This window comes from Bacillus sp. L75 (assembly GCF_003676355.1).
GTDB classification, from domain to species: domain Bacteria; phylum Bacillota; class Bacilli; order Bacillales; family Bacillaceae; genus Bacillus; species Bacillus velezensis.
This window is the reverse complement of record NZ_ML064901.1, coordinates 623,868-638,583: the sequence shown is the minus strand read 5'-3', so window position 1 is coordinate 638,583 and position 14,716 is coordinate 623,868. Positions and strand designations below refer to the sequence as shown.

Genomic DNA, 14,716 nt, shown 5'->3' with positions numbered 1-14,716 from the left:
GAACTCTTTTCATCTATATACGATTCTGATATACTCACGCGGCTGAAACGGTGTTTGCATTGATTCAGCCGCACTCAGCTTGTCTTCTGCGTATTCCGCACCGAGAAAAAAACGCTCCCAATTATCTGCCTCCGTCTGCTGCCGCGTTTTGCAGAAATCGTCCGCTATGAATGTTCCTGCAATAATAGAACAAAATATTCCAATACAGGCCGCCGCCTTTCTCTTCATCTGACCAGCTCCTTTTTTAAAAGCTTGATCTGAAAGATAAATGTATATACAAAGATCAGGATATTTGATAAATTTATTTTGGGTTCAAAAGACCACAAAAACACAGAGAGGAATACATTATGCCGTAGCAGGGTAAAAAAAAGTGCGATATAATTTGTACTGGGTCCTATGACCGTGAATTGATTAATTCACTCTTACATAAAGCAGTTGCTTGATGAAAAAACAAGCAAAGGAGGTCTTCTGTTGCAGCTGTTACATTTCGCGATTTTGGCGCCTTTTTTATTTGCATTTATCGTTCCCTTTCTTTATAAACGGGTAAAACAAGTCCATACAGGCTGGTTTGTGCTGATAGTGCCCGTTGTGCTGTTTGTTTACTTTATCAGCAAGCTCCCTGTAACAATGGCTGGGGAAACCGTCCGATATGCGGCCGAATGGATTCCGTCCCTCGGTATTAACTATACCGTTTATCTTGACGGACTCGGGCTGTTATTCGCTTTATTGATTACGGGCATCGGCTCTTTGGTGACGCTTTACAGTATTTTTTACTTATCGAAGGACAAAGAAAAGCTCGGCCCCTTTTATGTGTACCTGCTGATGTTTATGGGCGCGATGCTCGGCGTTGTGCTCGTCGATAACGTTATCGTGCTTTATATGTTCTGGGAGCTGACAAGCCTGTCATCCTTCTTATTAATCGGGTATTGGCATAAGCGGAAGAAATCACGCTACGGTGCGGAAAAGTCACTGCTGATTACCGTCGGCGGCGGGCTGTGCATGCTCGGCGGCTTTATCCTGCTGTATCTGATGACGGATTCTTTCAGTATCAGGGAAATGGTCAACCAGGTGCATATTATCGCAGGCCATCCGTTCTTTATTCCGGCGATGGTTCTCCTGTTATTGGGGGCCTTTACGAAATCAGCGCAGTTTCCGTTTTATATCTGGCTGCCTGATGCCATGGAGGCGCCGACTCCTGTCAGCGCCTATCTGCACTCGGCTACAATGGTGAAAGCGGGCATTTATCTGATTGCCAGATTCAGTCCGGTTTTTGCATTTTCACCCGTCTGGTTTTGGACGGTTGCCTCAGTCGGTCTGATCACGATGGTATGGGCTTCCTTTAATGCGATGAAACAAACCGATTTAAAAGCGATTCTGGCATTTTCCACAGTCAGCCAGCTCGGTATGATTGTATCGATGCTCGGCGCAGGAGCCGCCGCGCTTCATTACCAGCATTCAGAGTATTTTACGGCGGCTGTCACCGCGGCTGTGTTTCACTTAATTAACCATGCTACTTTTAAAGGAAGTTTATTTATGGCGGTCGGCATTATCGACCATGAAACGGGAACACGGGACATCCGCAGGCTCGGCGGACTGATGGCGCTTATGCCGGTAACGTTCACCGTTTCACTGATCGGAACGTTTTCCATGGCGGGCCTCCCTCCGTTTAACGGCTTTTTAAGTAAAGAAATGTTCTTTACAAGTATGCTGCGGATTGCTCATGCAGATATTTTCAGCCTGGATACGTGGGGCGTGCTGTTCCCCGTTCTCGCATGGATCGGGAGCGTCTTCACTTTCATCTACAGCATGAAGCTGTTTTTCAGAACGTTCAGCGGCGCGCGCAAACCTGATCAGCTTGAAAAGACGCCGCATGAAGCACCGCTCGGCATGCTGATTTCGCCGGTGATTCTTGCCGCTTGCGCCGTCAGTCTGTTTTTTGCACCGAACGTTTTGTCTTACAGCCTGATTGAACCGGCGATGAACTCCATTTATCCGGCTCTGTTAACCGGCGGAGATACATTCCATGTCCATATTTCCCAGTGGCACGGGGTGACGGCTGAGGTAATGATGACCCTCGGCATCATCATTGTCGGCACGATCGGTTACGTAACGCTGTCTAAATGGGAGCGTTTGTACGGTCTGTTTCCGAAAAAACTGACGCTGAACAAGCTTTACGATGCGGTGACGGGCAGTATGGAAAAAAGATCTTACCAGCTGACGTCATCTTATATGACCGGATTTTTGCGGGATTATCTGCTGTATATCTTTGCGGCGTTTATCATTCTCATCGGAACGGCGTTCGTCACAAAAGGCGGCTTTTCCATGACAGCGAAAGGCATGGCTGAAATCGGCCTGTATGAAATCGTGCTGTCCCTCGTTATGGTGAGCGCAACGATTGCGACTGTGTTCGCCAAATCGCGGCTGACGGCCATTATCTCACTCGGTGTTGTCGGGTACACACTCGCGCTGTTTTTCGTGATTTTCAGAGCGCCCGATCTGGCGCTCACGCAGCTCGTCATTGAGACGATATCCGTCGCCTTGTTTCTTCTTTGTTTTTATCATCTGCCGAAAATGCGGCGGAAAAAGAAGACAAGAACATTCCGGATGACGAATTTTATCATTTCTCTCGGTGTCGGCGTCATCGTGACAATGCTCGGAATCGCGTCTTCCAGCGAAAAAACAAAAGACAGCATCTCCTCCTTTTTCACCGCTTACAGCCATAAGCTCGGGGGAGGAAACAATATCGTCAACGTCATCCTCGTTGATTTCAGGGGATTTGATACGATGTTTGAAATCACGGTGCTGTCGATTGCCGCACTCGGTATTTACGGCATGATCAGAACGAAAGTAAAAGAGGAGGGAGAAGAGCGTTGAGACAGCAAAACACAAACGACATCATCCTTCAGACGGCAACGAAGCTTGTATCTTTTATCATTCTGCTTTTCTCTTTCTATTTATTTTTATCGGGGCATAACGCTCCCGGCGGAGGATTTGTCGGCGGACTGATTACGTCTTCGGCCATCGTGCTGTTGCTTTTGGCCTTTGATTTAAAAACCGTCAAATCGATTTTGCCCGTCAATTTTATTTATGTGGCGGGCGCGGGTCTGCTTATCGCGATTGCAACGGGTGCAGGTTCGTTCTTATTCGGAGCACCCTTTCTCACCCATACATTCGGCCATTTTCATCTCCCTGTGCTTGGGAATACGGAGCTTGCGACGGCCACTTTGTTTGATTTAGGTGTGTATCTCGTTGTTGTCGGCGTGACGATGACCATTATTCAAACGATTGGAGAGGAAGAATAATGGAAATCTTAATGTCTGTCATTGCCGGTATTTTGTTTATGGCGGCAACCTACCTGCTGCTTTCTAAAAGTCTGCTGCGCGTGATTATCGGCACCGCGCTTTTAAGCCACGGCGTCCATTTGCTGCTTCTGACCATGGGCGGACTGAAAAAAGGCGCCCCTCCCATACTGGGCGGAAAAAGCACGTCGTTTGTCGATCCGCTGCCGCAGGCACTCATACTGACGGCGATCGTTATTTCGTTCGGCGTCACGTCCTTCCTGCTTGTGATGGCGTTTCGCGCCTATCAGGAACTGAAAACGGACGATATGGATCGAATGAGGGGAAATGATCAACATGAATAACTTTGTGATATTGCCTATTCTGGTGCCGCTGCTTGCCGCAGTGCTGCTGATTTTTATGAACAGGCACGTGATGCTGATGCGGATATTCAGCACTGCCGCTTCCTGTGTCTCCATCGTCATCAGCGCCGCTCTCGTTCAGACCGTTTTCACACACGGGATTCAGACGCTGACACTCGGCGGATGGAAAGCGCCGTACGGCATTGTGCTCGCCGCGGATCAGCTTGCCGCACTGCTTGTTTTGACAACCGCCATAATCGGGCTGCTCGTCATCCTGTACTCCTTCCGCTCCATCGGAGAAAAAAGGGAGCGCGCTTTCTATTATTCAGGGGTGCAGTTTCTTCTGGCCGGCGTAAGCGGAGCGTTTTTGACGGGTGACCTGTTCAACATGTACGTCTTTTTTGAGCTTCTGCTTATCGCGTCCTACATGCTGATCGTGCTTGGCGGAACGAAAATTCAATTAAGAGAATCATTGAAGTATATCGTGTTTAACATTGTGTCATCCGCGTTTTTTGTCATCGGCGTCGGTTACTTATATGCGGTGACGGGCACGCTGAATATGGCTGATCTAAGCGTAAAAATAAGTGAATCGGGCCAGACCGGGCTGATAACCGTCATCGGCGTCCTTCTTCTCGTCGTTTTCGGTTTAAAGGGCGGGATATTCCCGCTGTATTTCTGGATGCCGGGCTCTTATTACGCCCCGCCGGCTGCGATTTCGGCCTTATTCGGGTCTCTTTTGACGAAAGTCGGCCTGTACGCCATTTTAAGAGTATTCACCCTGATCTTTATTCACGATACGGGCTTTACCCACCAATTGATGATGTGGCTTGCGATGCTGACGGTGTTATTCGGCGTAATCGGATCTATCGCCTTTTCGGATGTCATGAAAATCGTCATCTACAATATTATTACAGCCGTCGGCGTGATTTTGTTCGGCATTGCCATGAACACGCCGGCCTCCATTCAAGGAGCGGTTTATTACTTGATTCACGATATGCTGATTAAAGGAGCGCTGTTCATGCTCGCCGGCACGCTTATCGCATTGACGGGCACTGCCAGCCTGCATAAAATGGGCGGACTGATCACCCGTTATCCCCTTTTAGGATGGATGTTCTTTATTTCAGCCATATCTCTGGCCGGCATCCCGCCGTTCAGCGGATTTGTGGGCAAGCTGAAGATCGCGGAAGGCGGGTTCGATAAGGGGGAAACATTGTTTTCCGTATTGATTCTCTTATCCAGCCTGCTTGTGCTCTATTCCGTGCTGAAGGTTTTTACGACGGCTTTTTGGGGGGAAGAAAAAGAAATCCCCGGCCCCGGCGCAGGCGGACGGTCCGCAAAAGGACTTCTTTATCCGGCAGCCGCTTTTCTCCTTTTGTCGCTTCTGTTCGGGCTCGGAACCGAATGGGTTTCACCGTATGTCAATCAGACGGCTGAGAATCTGCTGAATCCGGAAAAATACATTGAAGCTGTTTTGAAGGAGTAGATGGCATGGCTTTTCAACTATTATTAAATGTTCTTCTCGCTGTTTGCTGGATGTTTCTCACAAACAGCCTCAGCGCGGCGGGTTTTATGACCGGATTTATCGCGGGCTTGGCGGCGCTGTTTTTTTTCCGGCGCTTCTTCTCGCGGCCGTTTTATATTTGGAAAATATGGTCAGTCATCAAACTGGCGCTGATCTTTATAAAGGAATTATATTTGGCCAATGTCAGCGTGCTGAAAACCGTTATATCGCCGAAACTGAACATCCGCCCGGGCATTTTCGCGTTTAAGACGGAATTGACGGAGGATTGGGAGATCACGCTGCTCTCGCTGTTAATCACTTTAACACCGGGTACGCTCGTGATGGATATCTCCGATGACCGGTCGATTCTCTATATACACGCCATGGACATTGAAGATGCGGAGAAAGCGATCCATGACATCCGCGTCTCTTTTGAGAAAGCCATTCAGGAGGTGAGCCGCTGATGTTTACGTTTATTCTGCAATTATCACTCGGCATTATGGCGGTTTCGACTCTTCTGTACGTCATTCGCGTCATAAAAGGGCCTACGATACCGGACCGGGTCGTCGCGCTTGATGGGATCGGCATTAATCTGATTGCCATGACCGCGCTTGTATCCATTCTCTTAAACACATCGGCCTTTTTGGACATCATTCTGCTGCTCGGCATTTTATCGTTTATCGGCACGATTGCCTTTGCTAAGTTTTTGGAGAAAGGAGAGATTATCGAAAATGATCGAAATCGTTAAATGGGCCGTCGCCGTTTGTATTCTGATGGGATCGCTGATCTGCCTGGTCGCGTCTTTCGGCACACTCAGGCTTCCTGATGTGTATACGCGCGCCCACGCCTCTTCAAAAGGCTCGACACTCGGCGTTAATTTGGTATTGCTCGGGGTGTTAGGCTACTTGTGGATGCTGACCGGAGAAATTTCTGTAAAAATACTGCTCGGCATCATTTTTATCCTGCTGACGGCGCCGGTCGGAGCGCACCTCATATGCAGGGCCGCGTACAATTCGGGAGCGGCGCTTGATAAAAGAAGCGTTCAGGATGATTACAAAGGGATCAGAAACTTTGTGATCAAACGTAAAGAAGATTCATATTTGTAAAAACAAACAGCCGGACGATTCAGGGTTCCGGCTGTTTGTTTATTTTGTTATAACAGCCAGCGTGCAGCGGGAAACACAGATCAGCCTTTCCCGTTCATCGAAAATGTTAATCCCGTACACAATGGTTGCCCTGCCTGTGTGAACGGGTTTCGCAATCGCCGTGACCGTCCCGCCCTCTTTCACGGATTTTAAATGATTGGCATTAATCTCAAGCCCGACACACGCCTGGTTCGACCGGTCGATAAAATGCTGGGCCCCGACACTTGCAACAGTCTCCGCCAGCGCTGCTGACGCGCCACCATGCAGATATCCGAAAGGCTGCACCGTCCTCTTATCCACCGGCATCACCGCCACGCATCTCTCCGGTGTGTTTTCAGTGATTTCAATACCGAGTGCGCCGAGCAATGTATTGTTCAGATTCATAGGTCATTCTCCCTTCAAGATTTATAGTACGTTATCTGACTTGGCGATCAGCACCGCTTCAGTGCGGGAGCCGACATTCAGCTTGTTAAAAATGGATGTCAGGCTGTATTCAATTGACCGCTTGCTTAAGTGAAGTGCATCTGCGATTTCCTGATTGGTCAAACCTTTTTCGACCTCTTGGAGAATATGGCGCTCTCTCGGGGTTAACCGATCCTGCTCACTTTGAGGGGAAGAAGACGTTTTTGTTTTTTGCTGGGTCATCAGCTGTTTGAAATAGGAGAAATCAACTAAAATCTGTCCGTTGAGCACGTGATATATGTATTGCATGATTTTCTCTTTAGATTCGGTTTTGCTGATGGCGCCATGCAGGCCCGCGCGGATGGATTCTTCAAAATAATCTTCAACCTCATAGCCTGTGTAGACAATGATTTTACAGAGAGGATTCTCTTTTAAGATTTTCTTAGAAAGCTCTATGCCGCTGATGTCATCACCCAGATTTAAATCCATTAATATGAGATCGTAAGCTGAAAAATCATGCCGGAGAACGAATTGTTCACTGGCATCAGGACTGAGGCAATCGACAGAAAGATTCGTGTCCGTTTCCAGAATCGTCTTGGTGCCCTCCATGACAGCTGGATGATCATCAATCACTAGTATCTTTTTCATGGTTTCCTCCCTTTTACTCACTCATTTCCATTTTATTAAAAAGACTTGGCTTCTGCCAAGTCGATTTGGTGATAAATTGGTTACAATTCCATTTCAATATCTACTTTAAAACCGTTTCCTTCACTTGTGTCGATTTTCATCCGTCCGTCAAGCGCACGGACGCGCTCCTTAATACCCGAAAGACCCATGCTCATCGACTGGCCGCCGCCTTTTTCCTGATTGCAGCCGACACCGTCGTCTTCATAATGCAGAATCACTTTATTTTGAATGCTGATCAGCATAATCAGCACCTCATTCGCCTGTGAATGCTTCATGGCGTTCGAAAGAAATTCCTGAATAATGCGGTACAAATTCAGCTGCGTATCCAAATCCAGCGCCGCCGTAAACCGGCCCGTATTCAGACGGATATGAAACGGCGCACGCTCCTGCTGCTGCGCGGCAAGCTTGGATACCGCCTTGACCAGACCCAAATCATACAGCAGCTGAGGACGCAGCTCATGGCACGTCTCCCGGGTCATCAAAATGACATCCGACATCTGCTCATTCATCTGATGAAGCTTGTCCTGCACCTCTAACTGGCAAGGCTCTTCTTTCTTAAAATCGGCCAGAAACAGCTCACACTGGCGCTTCAAAGAAATCAAGTCCTGCAGCACTGAATCATGCAGATCACGGGCCAAATCCGAACGCTGCTTTTCCTCGATCGTAAACATCAGCTTTTTGAGCCAGACCGGGTTTGTCTCTTGTTTCTTTAAATCTTCGAGATGATTCATAAGTTCTTCGATTTTCATCACGTTTTCTATTGAAACATTAACGTAAAAAGATAATGTTTTTAACCAAGAAATTTCTTCACGTGATAAACGGGGCGTATTCATCTTAGACAAACAGAGAACAACGAATGATCTATCTCCCCGTTCTCCTACTTTCATTGCGAAACCTTGATTAAACTCCGTTATTTTTCCTATTTCACCAGTACTATTTAAAAGCACTTGATAATCATCTATCAAACTTGAATCTCTTTCGTCAAATGCCTTTACATTCCCATCATACGTAACTTCAAATATATACACTTTACTTGTAAGAGTTACTTCGAGAATGGTGGTTTTTAATTCTCCAAAAACCTGAGTTAAAGAAGACGAGTTTCTGATTAATTGGGTAAACTTATAAATACTGTCTTGGTAATTGAACCTTTCAGAAACCCTTTTTAATTTAAACCGGAAATCGAGTATTTCTTTATAATAAAAAACAGCTAACATTAAAATATAAATTAAAAATGTCAGTTTGAGATTGTAAAAATTTTCTTCCGGCTCACGTAATAACTCTATTGTCGTAACCAGAATTATAGTTGGGGTTAACGCTAAAAAGCCGTAATATTTTAACTTACTTAAGATAAAATCAACGTTATATATTTTATTCGACATGAATTGATATACAAGTGAAAAAGGTATCAGCAGCATAAATGATGCTGTTAAGAAAGAAGAGACATAATAATCATTAAAAAATACATACGGTATAAGATACAGACATAAAAAAGGCGAAAATGCCAATATATTTATAACCACAAGCACCTTTATAATATGTGCCTGATCAGTATCTTTGTTTCTTCTCAAAATAACAATAAAGTAATATGCTACAATCAAAAAAAGAAGAAAAAACGAAATCAAATTAAATTTTGGAATAAAATCACCAAAAGATAATCGCGACCGGAATAATTCAAATAATATATTTATAGTTGGAAATAAATACAAAGCGAAAACTTTTTTGCTGAAAAGCACTGTACCTAATTCTTTAAAGTAATGATAAAGAAACAGAAGATAATTTAAAGGTACAGTTATTAATGTTAACAACATGATGCATCTGCTAAGCAAATCGCCTTTTGCCGATCCTCCAGCACTAATATATGCGATTGAAGCAGACAAAAGAAATACAATTAGCACCAAAGCAGATTTCAAGTTTTTTTCTTCATTTATTTTGATGATGAAGAAACAGCAAAATAAACATACTACATAAAAAATTATCGGTATTAAGTAAGTACTGAAGTTCCTATCATTAAATAAATTGAGCTTAATCTCAATATCATGACCGTTTCTATCAACGACCATCGAGTTTACATTTTTCAGCTTATTCATTTGAATATTAATTGACTTTACATTTTGGTGGTTAATATTCTTTACTATATCTCCCTTTTGCACTCCGGCGTAATATGCCATTGTAAAATCTTCTACATCTTTTATTTTAATTTCGCCCTGTTTATTTTCAGAAATTGTGGCGCCGACTAAAAGATTATTTGTGCTTATATAAGTCAGATAAATGACATATACCAATGTAAGCAGAATTAAGACAACTGAAATCTTATTGTACTTGGACTTCATTTATATCATCCTCAATATTTCCAATCACCGCCGAAAGAAATAACATCTATACCCTTAAACGCATTTATAACACAATCTGTTTGATCCTGGCTAACTCCAATCAGACTAGCATTGCCTTCAATCACTTTATTTAAAACTTCTGGATTTTTGGTTAAGTATCCTACAATTTCCTGCATTATTTTTCATCCTCCTCTAAATTAACAATCGCATTTAATAAAGTTTCCGTTTTATTTCTTTCTATTTCCAATTCAAATATCTTACTTTTTATTTTTTTTAACGACAAATGTTTCAAAACCAATAAGTATTGGGTTACACCTGCTTCAATTAATTTCTTTTTTATGTCTCGAGTCTTTAAGGTTTTGAATAACTCCGGGTTTTCATACCATTGTAAGATTTCTTCAGAAGCTTTATTGAATCTCTTTTTTAAGTATAAATAAGCAAGTGTATTTTTGCGTTGAACAAAATCATTATTCAAGTAAAACAAACCTTGATAATCATTATCAATCTGGGATATTATTCCGAGTTCATATGAATATGATTGAACGATTGGATTTAACTTTCCTGTAGCCAGCATCGCGCCCATAACGCAAGGCATTGCAGTTAAAGAGCCAGATTTATTCTTAATCATTTTCAAGCACTCTTCTTCAGTTTGCGGTGCATTCAAAATATCATCTTGCTGGCCCTCAATTGAATTCAAAGCAAAGTTTAATATTTGCTTAAGAAAATACGGATTTTCACTAATCTGATTCATAACCTGTATACTTAATGTATAGAGGGCCGTTACAGTATTCAGCGTAATGGGGAGACCTGTTTTCATCCATTCCATTTTCAGATTATCATTATCTTCTAAATCATCATAAATGTCGTATGACAGGACTAATAATTCTATGCCTACGGCTAACTTTAAAATTGCCTCTGTGTCTCTGCCATTGAACGCTTTGTAATGTTGATATGCCAATTCAGCAAATCCGAATGAATCTTTTGATGCAATAAATTTTAGAAGGTACATTTTCAAGTTAGTATTGCATATATTGTGCTCCACAATTTCCTTCATCTTCTCTTTAATCGTTTCGGCATCTAAACACATTTGCTCAATAATTGTCTTCACCCTCCCATTCTATTTTACTAAATGCAGGTGATGAAAGACAGCAGGTTTTTCGTTTTTTAACAATCGTATAATACTTTATCCATGAAATGGATAAAAAATGCACAAAAAAAAGACTTGTTTCCAAGTCTTTTTAAGAAATTTTCATTGCATATGAGAATTTATCGAGCTGATCAATGCTTTTGTTAATGTTTCGTAATGAGTCGGTTGCTTCTCTGATATCATTTTCAAGTCGGAATAATAATTGCTTTACTTCTTCTAATTTGTTTTCCACCGTTTCCACACTCCTTTTTTTGAAAGATCAATGAATTGTGTATGGTGAACGAGTCCTAGGTATTTGATCTGTTACTAATAGTGTAAACGTTTTTGCGGGATTTTTCACCGAAAAGTATGTGTAAAAGTATCTGCGTGACACCGCAAACCGAGGTAATCCCATAGTCCCGAACGGAGCATTTAGCGAACAGGACTATATAACTACCAGAAAGGCAGACGTTTAGGATGAAGCAAACCAATCTGGCGGTTCTGCTGTTTTTTTAACGGTTTTCCGACAAACCGGCAAGGACTATAGTCCCTGCCGTCGCAATTTCAAAACAGAATGGGCGAACAGCGTCGCATAACCACCGACAAACACCGAAAAGACCGCAACCCCCGCATTGTGGTCTTTTTGCATGTCATAACTCGTTATCACGCCGCCTATACTCTATAACGAATGTTTTCTCAGGAAGGAGGCCGCCGTATGCATTATGTGTATCCATGCTGTCCTGTTTTCGCCGCGCCATACCGGCATCCTGCGCCCAGTGCCCCGGTTCACGCAGATATTTTGACAGCGTCCGCAAAAGAGGCTGCGGGCATGCTGGAGGATGCGCGCCTGCTCCTTGCGCGGCTGTCGGCGTCAAAAGAGCTTGCGCGCCGTATCCTCACCGCAGCGCAATCATCTGACACCGCAGCGGTCAAGCGGCTCATTAAGCAGACCGGCATCAAAAATGACTTTGACGTGACGTATAATCCCGACGGCATCCGTGTCAGTCTGATCAGAGAGCAAAGCCGGTTTACCATCGCCCTCAGGTGGTCGGCTTAAAGCGGCTCAATCCACGATCAGCTGCCGGCACCATTCGATCGCCTGTAAGTAACATTCATACGCTTCTTCTTTGTTCAGTTCTTTTCCCCACTCGTCACAGTCCCAGTTGTTGCATTCAATGGCTTTGACGAACGCGAGCATCTTATAATAATCGTTTTCATAACCGAGCAGCGCCTGTCCGACTTCATCGATTAAAGGCAGTTCTTTGATGATATCCTCCAGCTCCCTGTGGAGAAGCGTATCGATGAGCGAAAACATGCCGATCAGCATGTAAGAAGAGGGCTGGGGCCTTCCGGTTCTTTTCGCCAGCAGTTCGCACAGTTTGGCCCTGATTAAGGAAATCTTAATGATTTCTTTTTGGCTTGAGTGGCTTTTCGCCGTTAAATCTCTGAATGAAAGAATGTAAATCAAGCGCTTAATCTCATTCAGCCCAAGCATCATGATGGCCTGCTGGATGCTGTCTATCTTTTTTTTCAGCCTTGTTTGCGATCCGTTTAAAAAACGCAGAATCTGATACGATAAGCTGACGTCCCGCTCTATGTATTCCGTCACGCGCTGTATATTGGGCTGGTCATTGTTTAATTCGCTTAAAAGCTGGTAGTAAGAATGAAAATGAAACGTCAGATCATTTCCGCTGATGACACGCGGTTCACTGAAAAAATATCCTTGAAACAGGTGAAAGCCGTCTATGGCCGCCTGTTTATAATCTTTTCTCGTCTCCACTTTCTCCGCTAAATAAATCAGACTTTTACAGCTGTACGTCTGAATGATTTTTTTGCGCTCCAGACGCGAGGATTGCAAAAAGTCGATTTTTAAAATATCAATATATTTCATCAGCTGTTCCACTAACTCTTCATTTTCCGGATTGATGGCGTAAAAATCATCAAGTGCTAATGTATATCCTAATTTCTTCAGCTGTCTGCATCTTGAGATGAGTGCCGGAGTGATCGGTATGTCCTCAAGAATTTCGATAATAAGCTGGTCAGGATCAAAGGAGGTAGGGAGATCTGAAAACATCAGGCTTTCTGTAAAATTCACAAAGCAGCGTTTCCCCTCAGTCAGCTTTTCGATTCCGATGTTGATAAAGCTGTTAATAATGAGATCCGTCGTAGCTTTATCTCCGTCAGCGGCCGAATAACGGTTCTCTTCGCTCTCCCGGTAAAGAAGTTCATAAGCAACAACCTGTTCGTTTCTGTTGAAGATAGGCTGTCTCGCAACAAACACCTTCATTCATTTACCCCCTTAGATGCGGCCTTCGAACATAAGTATATCAAATAACTTGACGAAATTTGTCTAAATGTGAAAAATATTATCACAACAAAAAGGCCTTTCCAGAGAAAGGAAAGGCCGCTTTGTCTTCTATTCAAGTTCCCGTTTCAGCTCGCTTTTGATTTCATGAATCCGCTGCATCTTGTTGCTCCAGCAGTCTTCGCTTAAATCGACCGGATATTCTTCCGGCTTGCTGATCCGTTTGTATTCCTCCCACAGAAGTTTGAGGTTATCCTGCACGTATTGCTGGATGTCGGTAATTTCGGGATTATCATAGCATAAAACGCCGTTTTCAAAAATCGGCTCATGCAAGTCTTTCGCATAGAAATCAGTGACGAATTTGCTGACGAACGTGTGGACGGGATGGAACATTTTTAAGCGTTTCTGATCATTTACCCGCTCGTCATAAAGCGCGATATAATCACCTTCCGAGTGGTGATTCAGCTTGTTGATAATCCGGTATACTCTCTTTCTTCCCGGCGTTGTCACTTTTTCAGGGTTTGACGAAATTTTAATGGTGTCAGTCAGTTTGCCGTCCTCTTCAATGGCGACAAGCTTGTAAACCGCGCCGAGGGCCGGCTGATCGTATGCGGTAATCAGCTTCGTGCCGATGCCCCACGTATCGATTTTCGCTCCTTGGGATTTCAGATTTAATATCGTGTGCTCGTCAAGATCGCTTGAAGCAATGACCTTTGCGTCTGTGAAACCCGCTTCATCAAGCATTTCACGCGCTTTTTTTGACAGGTACGCCAAGTCCCCGCTATCCAGGCGGATGCCGATGAAGTTGATCCGGTCGCCGAATTCCTTTGCGACTTTAATCGCATTCGGCATGCCCGAACGGATCGTATCGTACGTATCTACGAGAAACACGCAGTCTTTGTGGGTCTCCGCATATTTCTTAAATGCCGTATATTCATCGCGGTACGCTTGTACGAGCGCATGAGCGTGCGTGCCGGATACGGGTATATTAAAACGCTTTCCGGCTCTTACATTACTCGTTGCGCTGAAGCCGCCGATCAAAGCCGCTCTCGCTCCCCACATGGCCGCATCCATTTCATGGGCGCGCCGCGTTCCGAATTCGAGGGCGTCTTCGTCACCGACAACGCCTTTAATGCGGGCCGCTTTCGTGGCGATTAATGTTTGGTAATTCACAATGTTAAGCAGAGCCGTCTCAATCAGCTGGGCTTCGATCAGGGGCGCTTCGACCCGCATAATCGGTTCGTTGTTAAAAACGAGCTCGCCTTCTTTCATGCTGTAAAGAGATCCGGTAAAAGAAAGATCCCGTAAATACTCAATGAAATCATCAGCATAGTGCAATTCCGTTTTTAAATAATTCAGATCGCTGTCGGTAAATTTGAAGTTCTCCAAGTATTCGATTGCTTTTTCTAAGCCCGCAAATACCGCATAGCCGTTTTCAAAGGGAAGCTTTCTGAAAAAAAGCTCAAAAATCGCTTTTTTCTCATGAATGCCGTCTCTCCAATACGTTTCGGCCATATTAATTTGATAAAGATCTGTATGTAAAGACAAACTGTCGTCTTTAAAACCATGCTCCACCAAAA

The 14,716-nt window shown here is 44.1% G+C and carries 17 protein-coding genes; 8 read left to right on the top strand and 9 right to left on the bottom strand.

Annotated features, from left to right (window positions below):
• Positions 1–9: 9 nt before the first annotated feature.
• Positions 10–228 carry a hypothetical protein gene (locus D5S11_RS03335; RefSeq protein ID WP_007408668.1) on the bottom strand — a complete coding sequence of 73 codons (219 nt, stop codon included), beginning with the start codon at positions 226–228 and terminating at the stop codon, positions 10–12.
• Between the two features lie 243 nt (positions 229–471).
• Between D5S11_RS03335 and D5S11_RS03330 the strand changes: the two genes are divergently transcribed.
• Genes D5S11_RS03330 through mnhG form a run of 7 tightly spaced genes read left to right on the top strand, consistent with a single transcriptional unit; the run spans position 472 to position 6,247 of the window.
• Positions 472–2,874 carry a Na+/H+ antiporter subunit A gene (locus D5S11_RS03330; RefSeq protein ID WP_061047115.1) on the top strand — a complete coding sequence of 801 codons (2,403 nt, stop codon included), beginning with the start codon at positions 472–474 and terminating at the stop codon, positions 2,872–2,874.
• Entirely contained in the window at positions 2,871–3,302 is a 432-nt protein-coding gene (locus D5S11_RS03325; protein WP_007408670.1) for a Na(+)/H(+) antiporter subunit B, read from the top strand. The genes D5S11_RS03330 and D5S11_RS03325 overlap by 4 nt, the downstream gene beginning before the upstream one ends.
• Positions 3,302–3,643 carry a Na(+)/H(+) antiporter subunit C gene (locus tag D5S11_RS03320; RefSeq protein WP_003152063.1) on the top strand — a complete coding sequence of 114 codons (342 nt, stop codon included), beginning with the start codon at positions 3,302–3,304 and terminating at the stop codon, positions 3,641–3,643. Before D5S11_RS03325 ends, D5S11_RS03320 begins: the two co-directional genes overlap by 1 nt.
• Positions 3,636–5,123 carry a Na+/H+ antiporter subunit D gene (locus D5S11_RS03315; protein WP_108724756.1) on the top strand — a complete coding sequence of 496 codons (1,488 nt, stop codon included), beginning with the start codon at positions 3,636–3,638 and terminating at the stop codon, positions 5,121–5,123. The genes D5S11_RS03320 and D5S11_RS03315 overlap by 8 nt, the downstream gene beginning before the upstream one ends.
• Before the next feature lie 5 nt (positions 5,124–5,128).
• Complete coding sequence (locus tag D5S11_RS03310; RefSeq protein WP_007408672.1) at positions 5,129–5,605, top strand: Na+/H+ antiporter subunit E; 477 nt, start codon at positions 5,129–5,131, stop codon at positions 5,603–5,605.
• Positions 5,605–5,889, top strand: a complete 285-nt coding sequence (locus D5S11_RS03305) for a Na(+)/H(+) antiporter subunit F1 (protein WP_012118311.1) — start codon at positions 5,605–5,607, stop codon at positions 5,887–5,889. Before D5S11_RS03310 ends, D5S11_RS03305 begins: the two co-directional genes overlap by 1 nt.
• Entirely contained in the window at positions 5,873–6,247 is a 375-nt protein-coding gene (gene mnhG / locus D5S11_RS03300; RefSeq protein ID WP_003152056.1) for a monovalent cation/H(+) antiporter subunit G, read from the top strand. The genes D5S11_RS03305 and mnhG overlap by 17 nt, the downstream gene beginning before the upstream one ends.
• 39 nt (positions 6,248–6,286) lie before the next feature.
• On the opposite strand, the gene D5S11_RS03295 is transcribed toward mnhG, so the two are convergent.
• From D5S11_RS03295 to degQ, 6 genes are all read right to left on the bottom strand, one after another.
• Positions 6,287–6,670, bottom strand: coding sequence for a hotdog fold thioesterase (locus tag D5S11_RS03295; RefSeq protein ID WP_007408674.1), 384 nt, complete (start codon positions 6,668–6,670; stop codon positions 6,287–6,289).
• Between the two features lie 21 nt (positions 6,671–6,691).
• Positions 6,692–7,336 (bottom strand): two-component system response regulator ComA, encoded by a 645-nt coding sequence (comA, locus tag D5S11_RS03290; protein ID WP_003152052.1) that lies wholly within the window; start codon positions 7,334–7,336, stop codon positions 6,692–6,694.
• A gap of 80 nt (positions 7,337–7,416) precedes the next feature.
• Positions 7,417–9,705, bottom strand: coding sequence for a sensor histidine kinase (locus D5S11_RS03285; protein WP_108724755.1), 2,289 nt, complete (start codon positions 9,703–9,705; stop codon positions 7,417–7,419).
• A gap of 11 nt (positions 9,706–9,716) precedes the next feature.
• Positions 9,717–9,881: a competence pheromone ComX gene (comX, locus tag D5S11_RS03280; protein ID WP_007613432.1), complete on the bottom strand. Its 165-nt coding sequence runs from the start codon at positions 9,879–9,881 to the stop codon at positions 9,717–9,719.
• Complete coding sequence (locus D5S11_RS03275) at positions 9,881–10,792, bottom strand: polyprenyl synthetase family protein (RefSeq protein ID WP_079891433.1); 912 nt, start codon at positions 10,790–10,792, stop codon at positions 9,881–9,883. Before D5S11_RS03275 ends, comX begins: the two co-directional genes overlap by 1 nt.
• 151 nt (positions 10,793–10,943) lie before the next feature.
• A complete protein-coding gene (degQ, locus tag D5S11_RS03270; RefSeq protein ID WP_108724754.1) occupies positions 10,944–11,084 on the bottom strand; it encodes a degradation enzyme regulation protein DegQ in 141 nt (46 codons plus the stop codon).
• 462 nt (positions 11,085–11,546) lie between these two features.
• Here degQ and D5S11_RS03260 point away from each other — a divergent pair, with 462 nt between their 5' ends.
• Complete coding sequence (locus D5S11_RS03260) at positions 11,547–11,888, top strand: YuzC family spore coat inner layer protein (RefSeq protein ID WP_007408677.1); 342 nt, start codon at positions 11,547–11,549, stop codon at positions 11,886–11,888.
• Positions 11,889–11,894: 6 nt separating this feature from the next.
• On the opposite strand, the gene D5S11_RS03255 is transcribed toward D5S11_RS03260, so the two are convergent.
• On the bottom strand, positions 11,895–13,118 hold the full coding sequence (locus tag D5S11_RS03255) for an EAL and HDOD domain-containing protein (RefSeq protein ID WP_007408678.1): 1,224 nt from the start codon (positions 13,116–13,118) through the stop codon (positions 11,895–11,897).
• A gap of 129 nt (positions 13,119–13,247) precedes the next feature.
• Positions 13,248–14,714, bottom strand: coding sequence for a nicotinate phosphoribosyltransferase (locus D5S11_RS03250; protein ID WP_020954301.1), 1,467 nt, complete (start codon positions 14,712–14,714; stop codon positions 13,248–13,250).
• Positions 14,715–14,716: the final 2 nt, after the last annotated feature.

Coding starts and splice junctions, on each gene's coding strand:
- D5S11_RS03335 (WP_007408668.1), bottom strand. CDS start 228: ATGAAGAGAAAGGCGGCGGCCTGTATTGGAATATTTTGTTCTATTATT.
- mnhG (WP_003152056.1), top strand. CDS start 5,873: ATGATCGAAATCGTTAAATGGGCCGTCGCCGTTTGTATTCTGATGGGA.
- D5S11_RS03285 (WP_108724755.1), bottom strand. CDS start 9,705: ATGAAGTCCAAGTACAATAAGATTTCAGTTGTCTTAATTCTGCTTACA.
- D5S11_RS03305 (WP_012118311.1), top strand. CDS start 5,605: ATGTTTACGTTTATTCTGCAATTATCACTCGGCATTATGGCGGTTTCG.
- D5S11_RS03315 (WP_108724756.1), top strand. CDS start 3,636: ATGAATAACTTTGTGATATTGCCTATTCTGGTGCCGCTGCTTGCCGCA.
- D5S11_RS03320 (WP_003152063.1), top strand. CDS start 3,302: ATGGAAATCTTAATGTCTGTCATTGCCGGTATTTTGTTTATGGCGGCA.
- D5S11_RS03275 (WP_079891433.1), bottom strand. CDS start 10,792: ATGTGTTTAGATGCCGAAACGATTAAAGAGAAGATGAAGGAAATTGTG.
- D5S11_RS03295 (WP_007408674.1), bottom strand. CDS start 6,670: ATGAATCTGAACAATACATTGCTCGGCGCACTCGGTATTGAAATCACT.
- D5S11_RS03260 (WP_007408677.1), top strand. CDS start 11,547: ATGCATTATGTGTATCCATGCTGTCCTGTTTTCGCCGCGCCATACCGG.
- D5S11_RS03255 (WP_007408678.1), bottom strand. CDS start 13,118: ATGAAGGTGTTTGTTGCGAGACAGCCTATCTTCAACAGAAACGAACAG.
- comA (WP_003152052.1), bottom strand. CDS start 7,336: ATGAAAAAGATACTAGTGATTGATGATCATCCAGCTGTCATGGAGGGC.
- comX (WP_007613432.1), bottom strand. CDS start 9,881: ATGCAGGAAATTGTAGGATACTTAACCAAAAATCCAGAAGTTTTAAAT.
- D5S11_RS03310 (WP_007408672.1), top strand. CDS start 5,129: ATGGCTTTTCAACTATTATTAAATGTTCTTCTCGCTGTTTGCTGGATG.